The organism is Psychrobacter vallis, from assembly GCF_904846715.1.
In the GTDB taxonomy this organism is placed as follows: Bacteria; Pseudomonadota; Gammaproteobacteria; order Pseudomonadales; family Moraxellaceae; genus Psychrobacter; species Psychrobacter vallis.
The window spans coordinates 71030-86280 of record NZ_CAJHBU010000001.1 but is presented as its reverse complement, the minus strand read 5'-3'; the positions used below and the strand labels follow the sequence as shown (position 1 = coordinate 86280).

The 15251-nt window shown below is 44.6% G+C and carries 15 protein-coding genes; 9 read left to right on the top strand and 6 right to left on the bottom strand.

What is annotated here, in order from left to right:
* Positions 1-34: 34 nt before the first annotated feature.
* The 3 genes from JMY02_RS00360 to ilvA all read right to left on the bottom strand — a co-directional run bounded on the left by JMY02_RS00360 (position 35) and on the right by ilvA (position 2612).
* On the bottom strand, positions 35-457 hold the full coding sequence (locus JMY02_RS00360) for an RNA-binding S4 domain-containing protein (protein ID WP_201594059.1): 423 nt from the start codon (positions 455-457) through the stop codon (positions 35-37).
* Positions 458-538: 81 nt separating this feature from the next.
* Positions 539-868 carry an excalibur calcium-binding domain-containing protein gene (locus tag JMY02_RS13680; RefSeq protein ID WP_265087928.1) on the bottom strand — a complete coding sequence of 110 codons (330 nt, stop codon included), beginning with the start codon at positions 866-868 and terminating at the stop codon, positions 539-541.
* A 190-nt stretch (positions 869-1058) separates the two neighbouring features.
* Positions 1059-2612 carry a threonine ammonia-lyase, biosynthetic gene (ilvA, locus tag JMY02_RS00350; RefSeq protein ID WP_201594055.1) on the bottom strand — a complete coding sequence of 518 codons (1554 nt, stop codon included), beginning with the start codon at positions 2610-2612 and terminating at the stop codon, positions 1059-1061.
* A gap of 403 nt (positions 2613-3015) precedes the next feature.
* Here ilvA and JMY02_RS00345 point away from each other — a divergent pair, with 403 nt between their 5' ends.
* From JMY02_RS00345 to rpiA, 5 genes are all read left to right on the top strand, one after another.
* Entirely contained in the window at positions 3016-3384 is a 369-nt protein-coding gene (locus tag JMY02_RS00345; RefSeq protein ID WP_201594053.1) for an ArsR/SmtB family transcription factor, read from the top strand.
* Positions 3385-3472: 88 nt separating this feature from the next.
* Positions 3473-3880: an arsenate reductase (glutaredoxin) gene (gene arsC / locus JMY02_RS00340; protein ID WP_201594413.1), complete on the top strand. Its 408-nt coding sequence runs from the start codon at positions 3473-3475 to the stop codon at positions 3878-3880.
* Complete coding sequence (gene arsH, locus JMY02_RS00335) at positions 3867-4658, top strand: arsenical resistance protein ArsH (RefSeq protein ID WP_227678343.1); 792 nt, start codon at positions 3867-3869, stop codon at positions 4656-4658. Before arsC ends, arsH begins: the two co-directional genes overlap by 14 nt.
* Positions 4659-4726: 68 nt before the next feature.
* Complete coding sequence (locus JMY02_RS00330; RefSeq protein ID WP_201594051.1) at positions 4727-6037, top strand: arsenic transporter; 1311 nt, start codon at positions 4727-4729, stop codon at positions 6035-6037.
* A 142-nt stretch (positions 6038-6179) separates the two neighbouring features.
* Positions 6180-6839 (top strand): ribose-5-phosphate isomerase RpiA, encoded by a 660-nt coding sequence (gene rpiA / locus JMY02_RS00325; RefSeq protein WP_201594409.1) that lies wholly within the window; start codon positions 6180-6182, stop codon positions 6837-6839.
* A 268-nt stretch (positions 6840-7107) separates the two neighbouring features.
* Here the strand turns inward: rpiA and argF are convergent, their stop codons facing one another.
* The 3 genes from argF to dnaB all read right to left on the bottom strand — a co-directional run bounded on the left by argF (position 7108) and on the right by dnaB (position 10920).
* Entirely contained in the window at positions 7108-8031 is a 924-nt protein-coding gene (gene argF / locus JMY02_RS00320) for an ornithine carbamoyltransferase (RefSeq protein WP_201594049.1), read from the bottom strand.
* A 184-nt stretch (positions 8032-8215) separates the two neighbouring features.
* A complete protein-coding gene (gene alr / locus JMY02_RS00315; RefSeq protein ID WP_201594047.1) occupies positions 8216-9325 on the bottom strand; it encodes an alanine racemase in 1110 nt (369 codons plus the stop codon).
* Positions 9326-9516: 191 nt separating this feature from the next.
* Positions 9517-10920, bottom strand: coding sequence for a replicative DNA helicase (dnaB, locus tag JMY02_RS00310; protein WP_201594045.1), 1404 nt, complete (start codon positions 10918-10920; stop codon positions 9517-9519).
* A gap of 304 nt (positions 10921-11224) precedes the next feature.
* Between dnaB and pdxA the strand changes: the two genes are divergently transcribed.
* The 4 genes from pdxA (at position 11225) to JMY02_RS00290 (ending at position 15218) form a co-directional block, all read left to right on the top strand.
* The gene (pdxA, locus tag JMY02_RS00305) at positions 11225-12310 is read left to right on the top strand and encodes a 4-hydroxythreonine-4-phosphate dehydrogenase PdxA (protein ID WP_201594043.1); all 1086 of its coding nucleotides are present in this window, start codon (positions 11225-11227) and stop codon (positions 12308-12310) included.
* A gap of 124 nt (positions 12311-12434) precedes the next feature.
* A complete protein-coding gene (locus JMY02_RS00300; RefSeq protein WP_227678342.1) occupies positions 12435-13199 on the top strand; it encodes a hypothetical protein in 765 nt (254 codons plus the stop codon).
* 190 nt (positions 13200-13389) lie between these two features.
* Positions 13390-14253 carry a 16S rRNA (adenine(1518)-N(6)/adenine(1519)-N(6))-dimethyltransferase RsmA gene (gene rsmA / locus JMY02_RS00295; protein WP_201594041.1) on the top strand — a complete coding sequence of 288 codons (864 nt, stop codon included), beginning with the start codon at positions 13390-13392 and terminating at the stop codon, positions 14251-14253.
* 128 nt (positions 14254-14381) lie between these two features.
* Positions 14382-15218, top strand: coding sequence for a symmetrical bis(5'-nucleosyl)-tetraphosphatase (locus JMY02_RS00290; protein WP_201594039.1), 837 nt, complete (start codon positions 14382-14384; stop codon positions 15216-15218).
* Positions 15219-15251: the final 33 nt, after the last annotated feature.

The window sequence follows — 15251 nt, the reverse complement described above, 5'->3', positions numbered from 1 at the left end:
CTACAAGGCATCGTACGTGCACTTGTCTCTCTTGCTACTCTTGGTTACTCTTAAAACGTTGAAAATCGCGGCGTTCTTTTTTATTGGGCTTATTGTCAGGGCGGGCAAGATTGGCAAGTTTGCGCTGCTCGGCATAATAAGCGCGGCGCACTTCGCTCTCCTTGGTCTCTGAATACAACACTTGGGCAGCGTCAGCATTACCACGTTGGGCAGTTAGTGCTTCGACGACGACTGTTTTTTCCGTCATTGCGGTGGCTGAGCCTTGGCGAATGGTCAGCTCATCACCGACTGAAATCTCTTTGCTGGTTTTGACACGGCTACCACCATAATGTACCCGTCCACTTTCGATGGCTTGCTTGGCAAGGGTGCGCGTCCGGTAAAAACGCGCTGCCCACAGCCATTTATCAAGACGAATTTTAGCTAACGCTTGATTGTTATCATCAATATTGTTTTTCATAAGAGTCACTCTGCATTCGTTTTTATAATAAATAATATTAGGGCATATTTAATATTTGCAAATAGATTTTATGATTGTGGTTTAGTTACACCACTGCTGTTCACAAGGCACACCGTCGTGGTTGCCGTCCATTTTGGTATTAGGACAGTGGTTGCTAAAATAAGTGGCTTCTGCACAAGAAGTCATTTGTGAGCAATGCTGTCTGCCATCACAGACAAAGCTTGGCGCGGCTGGCTGTGTACTTATTACTGGTTTTACCACCGAGGTTGATGCTGTCTCTAGATTGGAATCAACGTCAACGTATGTTGGTGGTATATTATCAACGTCAATAGACGTGAAGTCAGAAACAGTTGAGTTATCAGTCGCAACATTAATGGTAGCATTATTTGTTGAGCTGTCAGGTTGAAGCACCTTATACCCTACAAATACTAAAACTAGCAACATTATGATAATCAATGTGTTTTTCATAACTGATCAGTGCCTGTTGGTAAATGCTGAAAGCCCATAAGTGCCGAAAGCGCACCGTTGTCATCAATTCATTAGTAGCAGTTGTTTAATTGATTAAAAAACTGCTACTAATGATAATTTATACTTGCGCGGCCTATTTCAAAAACAACTGATAGCCAATATTGTCATTGAGCATGGTGCAGTCATAGCCAATATCGAGTAGCGCGTCTTGTAATTGACGAGAATTGCCTTCAGAGGCCTGCAAGCCTACCAACACGCGACCTTCAGCAGCGCCATGATTGCGATAATGGAACAAGGTGATATTAAAGTCGTCACCCAGTTTTTCTAAGAAAGTTAATAAAGCACCTGGGCGTTCTGGAAAAACGACTTTCAATAATTGCTCATTTTCGATATGAGCATGACCACCAATCAAATGACGAATATGCGATTTTGCGATGTCATCATCGGTGAGATCATGGGCTTCATAACCGTCGGCTGCTAACTGTTGGCTGATGGTTTGTCGCTCTTTTTCACCTTCTTTTAAGGCAATACCGACGAAGATGGCCGCCGGCTCCATAGAGTCAGGAGATTTTTTGCTATCAGCGCGGTAGTTAAATTCCGTGATGTTGCGGCCATGTAAGCTACGGCAGAAGTTTAAAAAAGCACCCGTCTGTTCAGGGATTGTCACCCCAAAGATCGCTTCTTTTTTCTCACCAATTTCGGTACGCTCTGCGATATAACGCAAACGGTCGAAGTTCATATTGGCACCACAAATGATGCCGACGCAGTTTTTGCCTTGCAGATTGTGCGCCTTGATATATTTTTTCATGCCAGCCACTGACAAGGCACCCGCAGGTTCGACGATACTACGGTTTTCTTCAAAGATGTCTTTGACGGCGGCACAAACTTCATCATTGGTACAAGTAATGACGTCAGGCTCGACCACAGGGCCTGAGTGATCGCTTTTTTGCATACGTACCACGTCAAAAGGCAGATCGCCAATCTGTGCCACTGCCACACCATCAACGAACAGTCCGACTTGCTCAAGCTTGACGCGCTCACCTGCTTCAAGCGCCGCTTTTAAGCAGGCAGATTGGTCTGCTTCTACAGCAATGACTTTGACATGCGGGGCAACTTCCCCCAAAAATGCTGCGACACCAGAGATGAGACCACCGCCGCCAACTGCAACAAAAACATAGTCCATGTTACGCCATTGCTGGGTTAGCTCTAGACCAATAGTACCTTGTCCCGCAATGACCAATTCGTCATCATAAGGCGGAATGAAGGTCAAGCCTTCGCGCTCAGCGCGGTCGATGGCATAGCGATTGGCTTGGTCAAAGCTATCACCATGCAAATCGACGTTACCACCAAGGGCTCTAACCGCATCTACTTTGATGTCAGGTGTGGTGGTTGGCATGACAATGATATTATTGAGTGATAATTTGCGGGCAGAGTAAGCGACGCCTTGCGCGTGATTGCCAGCTGAGGCACAAATCACCCCACGTGCTTTTTGCTCATCGCTCAATTGGCTAATACGGTTATAAGCACCGCGCAACTTAAAGGATTTGACGGGTTGTAAGTCTTCACGTTTGAAGCGAATGTCATTGGCAAAACGTTGGGTCAACTTGGGTGCCGCTTCAAGTGGTGTTTGAATAGCAACGTCATAGACGGTGGCTTGCAAAATGGCTCGTACCCAATGTGACAGCATAGTAATTCCTAAACAAAATGTAGATGAATTTAAAAAGTATAGTTAAATGTAAAAAATGAAATAGATTAGCCTATGCTGATTTTGCTTGTCTTGCAAGATGCAATTGCAGTTTTTATAGTGATTTGATGGTTTGATGAGCGGTATTACTGCTGACGTTCTTTTATTTTGAACTGACTATAGTGAGTTCAGTATAAAAATGAGTCAGCGGGACTGGTATGAATTTTTCGCAGCCTCTGTCTGCGAAGGCACAGCAAGCAAGGAAAATTTATACCAGTTCAGCGTTGGAATATAATATATCTGTTTTATTTAGAATCGACTATATAATTGAAAATGTGCTAAATTTCTTATAAAAGTTTTGTCTAAAAATCTTGAGTTATTTCCATATGTCTGTATTATTGGACATATGGAAATAACTACTGCTATCGCAAGCTTTGCTGCGCTCTCTCAAGATACTCGTCTAAAAGCCTTTCGGTTGCTGGTCAATCAAGAACCTGATGGCCTGCCTGCGGGTGAAATAGCGCGTCAACTGTCCGTGCCGCACAACACGATGTCAGCGCATTTGTCTGTGTTGGCACGAGCAGGGTGGGTGGTCTCAAAAAGGCACAGTCGGCAGATAATCTATCGCGCCTCGCTATCCCATATGGAAGCTGTGGTTCAGTTTTTATTACAAGATTGCTGTGCAGGACACCCAGAATTGCGTGCGTCGTTGCTTGACAGTTTGAGTGGATGCGAAAGCACGTCATCCAATTGCAATATAGTTAGGTCAACATAACTAAAATAAATTTCATGCCCAATAACTATATTTATCAAACAGACGAAATGTATAAACCAAACGAAATCCATAAAATAAAGAGGTCATGATGAAACCATTGATTTTTCACAATCCTAACTGCGGTACCTCTCGTAATACCTTAGCCATCATGAAAGCGTCAGGTGAGCACCCAGAAGTGGTGGAATATCTTAAAACCCCACCAGCTCGTGAGTACTTGGTTGAGCTATTGGCAAAAATGGCAATCTCACCAAGAGCGCTGTTACGCAGCAAAGAGCCGATCAATGATGAACTGGGTTTGGATGATTCCAATATTTCTGATGATCAAATCATTGACGCGATGATTGCACATCCGATTTTAATCAACCGTCCTATTGTACTCACTGACAAAGGCGCAGCATTATGCCGTCCCTCAGAGCGTGTGTTTGAGTTATTAGAAAACCCTGTAAGCAGCTTTACGAAAGAAGATGGAGAGGTTATTCATCATGCCAAACCCTAAAGATCAAATAGCAAAAGCAAACCTTGGATTGACTGACTTGGAATCAGTAGCGTTAGAAAGTATAAATTTTAATGATTTACCCAATATTGACCCAAATCACATACAACCGATTGATATTGAATCCTTAATTGGTGTAAGTGATCCGCGTCATCCACCCAAGATATTGGTTTTGTACGGTTCTTTGCGTACGCGCTCTTTTTCTAAACTGGCGGCCCAAGAGGCCAGTCGTTTACTACGTTGGTATGGCTGCGAGGTAAAAATATTTGATCCCTCAGGTTTGCCGCTGCCTGACGATGCAGACGCCGAGCATCCTAAAGTGCAAGAGTTGCGAGAATTGGCGCAGTGGTCAGAGGGCATGCTTTGGGTCAGTCCAGAACGTCATGGCAGTATGACCAGTATCATGAAAGCACAAATTGACTGGATACCCTTGTCACTTGGTGGTGTGCGTCCAACGCAAGGTAAAACGCTCGCTGTGATGCAAGTTAGTGGCGGCAGTCAGAGCTTTAATACGGTCAATCAGTTGCGTATTCTCGGGCGTTGGATGCGCATGATTACCATACCCAATCAATCGTCTATTCCAAAGGCTTTTTTAGAGTTTAACGACGACAATCGTATGGATATGTCTCCTTTATATCTGCGTATTGTTGATGTCTGTGAAGAGCTAGTAAAGTTCACATGGCTCACGCGTGGGCGCTCTGCCTATCTGACTGACCGTTATTCAGAACGCGTAGAAAGCGCCGAAGCACTCTCGCACCGCGTCAATCAAAAATCGATTTAGTCTCCTTGCCACATTTGAAGGTTAAGATTGGCCAGACTAGATTGAGTCTGCTCAAATAAAGGTGTTCAATGCTTGCATTTATTATTTTTATTGTAACGTTGGTTTTGGTGATATGGCAGCCGAAAGGATTGGGAATTGGCTGGAGCGCACTTGGCGGGGCATTGGTTGCTTTGGCTTTTGGTGTGGTGCAATGGTCTGATATTGGTGTCGTTTGGGATATTGTTTGGGACGCGACCTTTACCTTTGTGGGACTTATCATCATCTCACTCATTTTGGACAGAGCAGGGTTTTTTGGGTGGTCAGCCTTGCATGTGGCGAGACTGGGTAATGGGCAAGGGCGCTTACTGTTTCCTATGATTGTGATTTTGGGGGCGTTTATCTCGGCATTTTTTGCCAATGATGGCGCAGCCTTATTACTGACGCCCATTGTCATTGCTATCTTGCTACGTCTTAAGTTCTCACCACCCTCTGCGCTGGCTTTTATCATAGCCACTGGTTTCATTGCTGATACCGCGAGTCTGCCATTGGTGACGTCGAACTTGGTGAATATCGTCAGTGCCAACTATTTTGATATTGGCTTTGGGCGTTATGCAGCGGTTATGGTGCCCGTTAATATCGTCTCTGTTATCGCGACGTTGGCAGTGTTGTGGGTGGTATATGCCCGCCACATTCCAAAACAGTATTCAATGGATAATTTGAGTACGCCATCATCTGCTATCGAAGACCCGTTGGTTTTTAAGGCGGCGTTTCCGTTATTGGGCTTATTGCTTATTGCTTATTTTTCCACTGAGTCATTAGGTATTCCTATTTCTTTGGTCACTGGCGCTGCGGCGTTGCTGCTCATGGCAATCGCTGGTCGCTGGTGGCAAGGCGGACGCGGTGCTGTTGTCTCTGTAATTGATGTGGTACGTACCGCACCTTGGCAAATTGTCTTGTTTTCCATCGGTATGTATTTGGTTGTTTATGGTTTGGGCAATGCTGGCCTGACCGAGTATGGCGCACAAGTCTTGAATTGGCTGGGACAGCAGGGCATTGTTATTGCAACGTTAGGTACAGGGTTTTTGTCTGCTATCGTGGCGTCTGTTATGAATAATATGCCGTCGACGTTGGTAGGGGCACTCGCCATCGATAGCGCACAGGTGCCCGACGCGACTAGAGAGCTGATGATTTATGCCAATGTGATTGGTAATGATTTGGGGCCAAAGTTTACGCCTATCGGTAGTCTTGCGACCTTATTATGGCTGCATGTATTGGCCGAAAAGGACTACAAAATCAGCTGGGGGCAGTATATGAAAATTGGGTTACTCATTACGCCACCAGTATTGCTCGCCACACTGCTCGCCTTAGTATTTTGGCTGCCGTATCTATCTGGACTTTAAAAAATTGATAGGATGGCTAACTATTAGAATAGGGATTACGCTGACATCCGGTGAAGTCATCGGTTATAATAGCCGCGCATTTTACTTCTTTTAGCCTTTTACTTCTTTTAAGACGATACGTTTATTTTACCAAGGATTTATGATGAGTGATCAGCAAGCCCAAAAGCAAGCCGCCGCCAAAGCCGCGTTAAACTATATCGAAGATGATATGATACTTGGCGTAGGGACGGGTAGTACGGTCAACTGTTTGATCGAGTTGTTGCCGACACTCAAGCTTGCTGGCGCAGTTGCAAGCTCACAGGTGACAGAAGATAGATTGCGGGCACTGGGTATTGAGATAGTCGATTTGAACTTTGCAGGTACGCTGGATGTTTATATCGATGGCGCTGATGAAGTCAATGCGCATCTGCAATTGATAAAGGGCGGCGGCGGTGCACTCACTCGTGAAAAAATCGTGGCGGCCGCATCAAATAAGTTCGTGTGTATGGTGGATGCCAGTAAAAGTGTCGAGATATTAGGTCGTTCTTTTCCAGTGCCGATTGAGGTGTTACCACAGGCGCGCTCTTATGTGGCGCGGCAATTGGCGCAATTGGGCGGCGAGCCAGTTTACCGTGAAGACTTTGTCACGGATTATGGTAATGTGATTCTTGATACGTATGATTTGGATGTCAGTGATCCAGTAGCGCTTGAAAAAACACTCAACAATATCGTAGGCGTAGTCTGTAATGGTATTTTTGCTGCCAATCAAGCGGATGTATTGCTCAAAGCCAGTAGTAACGGGGTAGAGACATTGCTCCGTTAATCGATGGCTAACGGTTGGATAAACACAAAAAAGGCAGACCACATTATATGTGATCTGCCTTTTTTTATTTGCTGCTGTTTGTTTTTACAACACTATTTTCAGATCGCAATTTTAAAGCAGACAAGATAAATTCAGTAACGCACTACTGGTAAAATTTTTCTTGCTTGCTGTTCGCAAGCATGACAGAGGCTGCGAAACTTCTCGTTTAAAGATAAGCATACCAGTAGCGCTTTCTTCTTTTCAAAACGAATTGATAACAGTTACTCGGTTAAGCTGGTAGCTTAATTTTATCTTTTAACAAAAACTCCATCAAGGCTTTTTGCGCATGTAGGCGGTTTTCTGCTTCATCCCACACCACTGAACGTGGATCATCCAACATGTCATGTGAGATCTCTTCACCGCGATGCGCAGGCAGACAGTGCATAAACACCACTTCAGGATCGGCTTTGTCCAATAATGAAGGCGTTACTTGATAAGGAGCAAAACGGCGAGCGCGGGTATTTTGTTCAGACTCTTGCCCCATACTTGCCCACACATCGGTGACAATTAAATGGGCGTCTTTTGCCGCATCTTGGACGTTTTCGACCAAGCTGACGCAATGAGAGAAACGTTCCATCAGCTTTGGGTCTGGCTCAAAACCATAAGGCGCGGCCACACGTAGCTCGAAACCAAACTGATGGGCCGCCTGCATAAAGGATGAGCACATGTTGTTGCCGTCACCGACCCATGTCACGATTTTGTTTTCGATACTACCGCGATGCTCATAATAAGTCTGCATATCAGCAAGTAGCTGGCAAGGATGAAATTCATCTGTCAGCGCGTTGATAATAGGCACGCTGGAATATTTGGCAAAGGTCTCGACTTTTTCGTGACCAAAGGTACGAATCATGATGATATCAACCATACTGGAGATCACACGAGCTGAATCTTCTAACGGTTCGCCGCGTCCAAGCTGAGTATCATTTGGCGATAAAAAGATAGCACTACCGCCAAATTGACCCATGCCAGTTTCAAAAGAAATACGCGTGCGGGTAGAGGATTTTTCAAAAATCATACCAAGCGTACGGCCAACAAAGGGCTGATATATCTCGCCCGCATGTTGCATCTTGCGCAATTCGCTGGCACGTTTGATCAGAGTTTCTAGTTCTTGTTTGGTTAAATCAGATAAGGTCAAAAAATGGCGCAAACTCATAGTAATCCTAGCAGTCAATCGCAGTCAGTGAAACGTTATCATTCTTCAATAGCATCGCATTAGTGCGCATACTGGGGTGACAACAAACTTTTAGTATAGCGCAATTACTTCCAATGTAAATGTCCAATTTATAAGATTGGTCAGTCAGTTACGCAAGTAGTGATTTCTCTGTATCTGACAAAGATTATGCTTGTATGCGTTTTGGGCGCATGGTCAGGCGACACAATAACTCATAGCTAATGGTGTCGGCATGTACGGCCACCTCATCAATGTGCGGGGCATCACCCCATAACATTACCTTACTATCTAATAAGACTACGTCCTCTGGTACAGTGCTGACATCAATGACCACCATGTCCATTGCCACGCGTCCAATTACAGAACAACGGTAGCCTTGATTGCTGTCAGTATCGATGACAGTGACGTAAGCATCGCCAGTGACCACGCGTGGGTAGCCATCTCCGTAGCCCACGCTCACTAAAGCCGTTTTGGTATCTTGCTGTGCTGTCCAGCGACTACCATAACCTATCGAGTCATTGGCGCTGACCGTCTGTAATGCGATAATCTGTGCGCTAAAATTCATTGCTGGTTGCAAGTCTAACTCATGCGCGCTTTTATCAATGACCGGTGAGCTACCATACAGAATAATACCGGGACGTACCCATTCATGATGATGCTCTGAGAAATTAACAGTGCCAGCAGAGTTGCACAATGACCCTTGAATATCAGCGCTAATGGTTTCTCGCAAAATGGTTAACACGTCCGTGAATCGCTGTATTTGCTTGGCATTTAACGGATGCGTGCGGTTATCAGCATTGGCAAAATGCGTCGCTAGTATCAGCTGATATCCTGCCTCGTGTAGACGCTTGGCTGCTGTCATAACACCTTCGGCGTTAAAGCCTAGGCGATTCATACCTGTATTGTATTTTAGCCAAACCACACGGGTCGCACTATTAGCTGGTGGTATATTGTCTAGTGCCCACTCTAACTGCGGCTCATGATGTATCACACAGCTGACATCGTGTTCGATGGCTTGTTGCCATTCATCAGCGGTAAATGCGCCTTCTACCAAACCAATGGTTTTTTTCCAGCCCAATTGTCTGGCTTCTAGTGCTTCTATAAAGGTAGCAACGCCGATACCATCGGCTTGTTGCAATGCAGGCAATACCGCCGCGACCCCATGACCATAAGCGTTGGACTTTACCATGGCAAGGACTTTGGCCTGTGGTGCCATTTTTTTAACTTGATTAAGGTTGTGAGTGATGGCTGTTGGTTTGATAGTAAGGGTACGCATAATCGCCTTCTTTATTAGCAAAATGTCGAAATTAGCAGAGCTATGGAATGATAGTATGAAAGCATAAAGCCAGTGGTACATCAATCACGCTGATGTACCACTGGCTGTTTTTATAAAAAATTTTCTTATCAGTATTCTTGGCTCGGCTCAGATATGAGCGTTGCTTTTGGCTAGGTATGTATTAGAGCGTATTACTCATCATTCTCAAAACTGACGCCTTGATAGTATTCTGGCGTTAGGTTGATAAAGCGAGTATATTGCCCTTCAAAACCCAAACGTATGGTACCGATAGGGCCGTTACGCTGTTTACCAATGATGATTTCGGCCACGCCTTTGTGGTCTGAGTTCTCATTATAAACCTCATCACGATAGATGAACATAATCAAATCGGCATCCTGCTCAATCGCCCCAGATTCACGCAAATCCGACATGATCGGGCGCTTATTAGGACGATTCTCTAGACTGCGGTTCAGCTGCGATAAGGCAATGACTGGACATTCAAGCTCACGCGCCAGCGCTTTTAAACTACGAGAAATCTCAGAAATTTCTCCGACACGGTTGCCATCTAGGTTCGGTACTTTCATCAACTGTAGATAATCGACTATGATTGCACCTAGACGACCATCGTGGTTTTTGGCGATACGGCGACAGCGTGAGCGCATCTCAGACGGAGGCAGGGCAGTACTGTCATCGATATATAAGTGCTTAGACTGCAAGTGTTGAATGGCGTTCATCATTTTTGCCCATTCATCTTCGTTCATTTGTCCAGAACGCAAATGCGTTTGATTAATCGCGCCCCATGAAGATAGCAAACGCATGACAATGGACTCTGCTGGCATTTCCATCGAAAATACCACCACTGGCAAGTCTTCATTAAACAACACGCCTTCTGCCAAGTTCATGGCAAAGGTGGTTTTACCCATAGAAGGACGGGCGGCCACGATGATTAAATCGCCTGCTTGTAGACCTTGAGTTTTGTTATTCAGCTCAGCAAAGGGCGTTTGTAAACCAATCATGCCATCGGGATTGGATTTTAGCTCTTGGATTTTATCAATCACATTGGTCAATACCGAGGTAATACCAACAGGGCCACGCTGCTCTGCGCGTTTATTGTGCTGCTCATTGATACTGAATATCTTGCCTTCAACGCTGTCTAAAATGTCGCTGACCGTCTGGTCTTTTGGATTGTAGGCAAGCGATAGCATCTCATTGCCAGTGGTAATCAGCTGACGCAAGGTTGATAGCTCACGGACACGCTGCGCATAAGCGGTGAGGTTAAATAAGGTTGCAGGACTTTGGCTCAAAATATCCGCCAAATAACTGTCACCGCCTGCGCCTTTCAGCAGTTTTTGCGCTTCCAACCAGTCATGAACCATGACGGTATCATAAGGCTCATTGACCGCCGCCAAATGCGCAATGGCATCGAAGATGTACTGGTGACGTCCTGCATAAAAATCGTCTTTGGTGACGATGTCTGCAATCTTGTCGTACGCCTCTTCAATACTCATCAAAGACGCCAGCAATGCCTTTTCGATATCGATATTGTGCGGCGGTGTTTGATTGAGTAAGTCGTCAGTTTTGTCGGTATCTGCCATGAGTGCCTAGTGAGTCAAAAGTCAGTATAAAGTATAAAAAGTTACTTGCTGTACACAGGTATTTTAGGAATGGTATCGCACAATCAACGCCCTTCATTATTACGACTCTACGAGAGCAGTATAAAACGGGGTCTCAGGGTGTATCAGTAAATGCTACAATCAAAGGCGAAAGTTTAACATATTATGTGCTTTTTTTAGATGCACTGAAAAACTAAATTTGGAACGATAGGTTTTTATAGATTGAGAAATCATATACAGTCAATCTACCATGAAATAAAATCATAAAAATAAAGGTGTCGCTATTATGCAAAAAAAACAACCGCTATTAATCACGACGGGTGAGCCAGCTGGTATTGGTATGGACATTGTACTGATACTTGCGGCAGAGGGTAAGTTACAAGATTTTGCTCGTCCAATATGGGTTACCGCTGATGCTAAAGCGATGCAAACCCGTGCAGATGAGCTTATTGCTGCTGAGGTGTTAAACGTTTGTCCACCTTGGCAAACAGTAGATATAAATATAGAAGCTGATAATTTTTTAGAACATTTGTCACAGCAAGGCGCTGACGATAACCATGCTTTTATTTTGTTAAATGTACCTTGTGCGGCGTCCGTAATCTCAGGACAAATCAATATCAGTAACTCAGCGATGGTAGCAAAACAGCTAGAAATTGCCCATCAGCTGGCAACCGACAAAACAGTAGCGGCTATCATCACGGGACCACTACAAAAATCAGCGTTGATAGATGCTGATATTAAACTGCCAGATGGCACCATGTTTAGCGGTCATACTGAGTTCTTTATGCAACAAAGTGGTTGTGAAAAAGTGGTCATGATGCTCGCCAATCCAGTTATGAAAGTCGCGCTTGTCACCACCCATTTGGCCTTAAAAGACATTCCTGCTGCTATTACGGCGGACAATGTGCGTCAAACCGTGCAAATCGTCGTCGATGATATGCGTGAGAAGTTTGGCTTGAGACAGCCACGCATTTTGGTCTGTGGTCTCAACCCGCATGCAGGCGAGGGCGGGCATTTAGGCGTCGAGGAAATTGAGATTATCAATCCAGTTTTACGAGATTTCATCGATGTGGGTGTAGATATATCGGAGGCGATGCCAGCTGATACTTTGTTTACTTCCAGACATTTATCAAACTGTGACGCAGTGATTGCCATGTATCATGACCAAGGCCTGCCAGTGCTCAAGTCACACGGTTTTGGCGATACCGTTAATCTAACACTGGGTCTGCCGTATATTCGTACGTCGGTCGATCATGGCACAGCGCTTGATTTGGCAGGACGTGGCGGCGCTAGTGCCACTAGCTTATACCAAGCGTTATTGATGGCAAATGAGATGGCAGATAGATCGCTTGTCGATATACCTTTTGCATAAGGCGGTGCATTATGGGTATTTTTTACATAGTACTTGATAATTTTAGTACCAATAGTGATAATCTTCCAAATTAATGTCTACTTATATTACAGAAGAGGTCAATATTAATTTATTGAGTTAGTCAATGTTTATTAAAGAATTAAGCCAAATCATAACCATAATATTATCCCTGCCTATTATTACTTTTTGTGGTGAAGGGCTTCGCAAAAATCATATTGGAGATTTGGGCGGTGTTCCTGTTGATATGCCTAAAAACCTTGTGCATTTTGTTGCGTATGACGGCGACCCTACGTTTGGTAACAAACGTGAGCATCCAAAACCCATGCGCACTTATGACTCAAAAATCAACAGTTTCGGTTTTGATCTGCGTTATACCGACAATACTATGCTAGATACGACTAATAAAGCCCTTAAGAGCGCTTATCGTAGAGACCATAAAAGAAACTTAGGAGATAATCCTTGGGTATCGGTCAGCGTCCACTCAGGCGACAGAGTGACTGTTCCTAATCCTGTTCACCGTATCGGCTATGGCACCATTAGTGCAACTGACGTAAACCCTGTCTATCAGTATGAGCCGCTTAACGAGATTCAATTTGGACTGGAAATTTATGCGCAACCAGGTATCGACCCAGCTACTAATAAACCGTGGCGTGAGGACAGATACGCAAAAGATGTCTTTCTTAGGCGAGATAAAACAGGTCAGATCATAACTCATATAGAGTGCTCTAATAGAGACGTGCCAAGACCACCTTGTACCCAATTTTTTGATCTAGGACTACAGAGGAACCTATCTATCGAGGCGCATTATTCTCGCTACAATCTTGCTGATTGGCAAAAAATTGAAAACCTAGTCAAACAACAAATTTTAAGCTTTCAAAAGCCACCATAGAGACGCTAGAGAAAATGGTTTGAGAAAAAAATTATTGTATCGACTGCACTAAAGTATGCGTGCTCTACCGATAATAATATTTCAAAATACAGCCAAATTATGAGCTGTGTTATAATTCGCTTTTATAAAAGCAGCGCCTTGATGCCATAGTGCTCCCGACCATTTATCATTGATACTTTAAGACTCTTTTATGTCCAAAACTCCGTTTGATGCTCAAACTATTTCTAACAGCTTAAAAGCTGCCAAACACCAACCGCGTAAACGCTTTGGTCAAAACTTCTTACATGACCGTAGTGTTATCCGTGAGATTGTTGAGAGCATTCGTCTAGAGCGTGATGACAATTTAATCGAGATTGGCCCCGGTATGGGCGCGCTGACGGAGCCATTATTGGCAGAAGTGGAGGCGATGACAGTGGTGGAATTGGATCGTGATCTGGCAGACAGTTTGCGTATTCGTATCGGTGCCAACAGTCATCCAAACTTTACGATTATCAAAGACAATGCGATGCATGTGGATTATCGTGAGCTATATAGCGAAGAGCGCGGTAAGCTACGCGTGGTAGGCAATCTACCTTACAATATCTCTACGCCAATATTGTTTCATTTGCTCAGTTATGCCGATGTGATTCAAGACATGCATTTTATGTTGCAAAAAGAAGTGGTTGAACGTATTACGGCTGATGTCGGTAGCAAGACCTATGGTCGTTTGTCTGTCATCATGCAATATCACTGTGACACAGATTATTTACTGACCGTACCTCGCGGTGCCTTCAATCCACCGCCAAAAGTGACCAGCGCTGTGTTTCGACTGACGCCGCATCTCAATAAGCCAGTCGTGGCAGAAGATGAAGACTATTTTGCCATCGTCGTGCGCGAGACTTTCAATCATCGCCGCAAGACGCTACGTGCTATTTTTAAAAAATCGACATTGTTACCGACGCTTAGCGAGGATGATTTCGCTGCTTGCGGTATTGATCCACAAGCCCGTCCTGAGACATTGAGCGTGAAAGATTTTGCGAATTTAAGCAATCATGCGCGTCATTTAGACGTGTAATCAGTTTTGTTCGAAAGTTTATCCGAGCATTACGGTATTTTTTAGATTGAATCAACTAGCGCATAAGCTAATAGCTATTGGTTTTGACATTGCTTGTCTTATCATTACATCTACACCATTGAGGTATTATGAGTTTTCGCCATCAGTATGTCATCGGTGACTTGCAAGGCTGTCATGCTGCATATCGCCAGTTGCTAAAGTCGTTGGATTTTGATCCCAATCAAGACAAGCTATGGTTCGCTGGTGATTTGGTGGCACGTGGCGAGGATTCATTAAATACGTTGCGTGATGTCAAAGCCTTGTGTGAGCAAGGTGCAGCCGCAACCGTACTTGGTAATCATGACTTAAATTTATTGGCTGTGTGGCGCGGTGCGACCAAAATCAAGAAAAAAGATAGGACCGCACCGATTTTTGTTGCAGATGATGGTGATGAGTTACTGGAATGGTTACGACATCAGCCAATACTGGCGTATCCTGACGAGCATACGGTGCTGGTACATGCTGGCATTCCACCGCATTGGAGTATTGAGGAAGCCGCGAATTATGCACAGCAGTTAGAAACGCAGCTACAAGGCAGTTTGGTGCAGCTTGATCGGTTGTTGCCGAATTTATACAGCAAAAAAGCAGATGACTGGCATCCGGATATCAATGGTTTTACCAAGATGCGTGCGATTGCCAATTATTTTACGCGTATGCGCTTGTGCAAACAGGATGGGTCGCTTGAGTTTGGTTTTACAGCAGGGTTAAACGAGCCGATGCCGGAGGGGTTTTTGCCTTGGTTTGAATGGCAAGTACCTCGTACACGTAAGATATTGTTTGGTCATTGGGCGGCGTTGCAAGGCGAGGTTGACTTGCCTTATGCTCGTGCGCTTGATGGTGGCTGTGTTTGGGGCAACTATTTATTGGCTTACAGATTGAGTGACGGTAAAGTAATAACGTCAAGTGCGCAGTGCCCAAAACCATAACGAACAATTAAAAAGTGACGTATTAGGGCGTGC

Bases quoted from the DNA above. Each gene is read 5' to 3' on its own strand.
- JMY02_RS00345 (WP_201594053.1), top strand. From the start codon at position 3,016: ATGGAAATAACTACTGCTATCGCAAGCTTTGCTGCGCTCTCTCAAGAT.
- alr (WP_201594047.1), bottom strand. From the start codon at position 9,325: ATGCGTACCCTTACTATCAAACCAACAGCCATCACTCACAACCTTAAT.
- pdxA (WP_201594043.1), top strand. From the start codon at position 11,225: ATGCAAAAAAAACAACCGCTATTAATCACGACGGGTGAGCCAGCTGGT.
- rpiA (WP_201594409.1), top strand. From the start codon at position 6,180: ATGAGTGATCAGCAAGCCCAAAAGCAAGCCGCCGCCAAAGCCGCGTTA.
- dnaB (WP_201594045.1), bottom strand. From the start codon at position 10,920: ATGGCAGATACCGACAAAACTGACGACTTACTCAATCAAACACCGCCG.
- JMY02_RS00360 (WP_201594059.1), bottom strand. From the start codon at position 457: ATGAAAAACAATATTGATGATAACAATCAAGCGTTAGCTAAAATTCGT.
- arsC (WP_201594413.1), top strand. From the start codon at position 3,473: ATGAAACCATTGATTTTTCACAATCCTAACTGCGGTACCTCTCGTAAT.
- JMY02_RS00290 (WP_201594039.1), top strand. From the start codon at position 14,382: ATGAGTTTTCGCCATCAGTATGTCATCGGTGACTTGCAAGGCTGTCAT.
- arsH (WP_227678343.1), top strand. From the start codon at position 3,867: ATGCCAAACCCTAAAGATCAAATAGCAAAAGCAAACCTTGGATTGACT.
- ilvA (WP_201594055.1), bottom strand. From the start codon at position 2,612: ATGCTGTCACATTGGGTACGAGCCATTTTGCAAGCCACCGTCTATGAC.
- JMY02_RS00330 (WP_201594051.1), top strand. From the start codon at position 4,727: ATGCTTGCATTTATTATTTTTATTGTAACGTTGGTTTTGGTGATATGG.
- argF (WP_201594049.1), bottom strand. From the start codon at position 8,031: ATGAGTTTGCGCCATTTTTTGACCTTATCTGATTTAACCAAACAAGAA.
- JMY02_RS00300 (WP_227678342.1), top strand. From the start codon at position 12,435: ATGTTTATTAAAGAATTAAGCCAAATCATAACCATAATATTATCCCTG.
- rsmA (WP_201594041.1), top strand. From the start codon at position 13,390: ATGTCCAAAACTCCGTTTGATGCTCAAACTATTTCTAACAGCTTAAAA.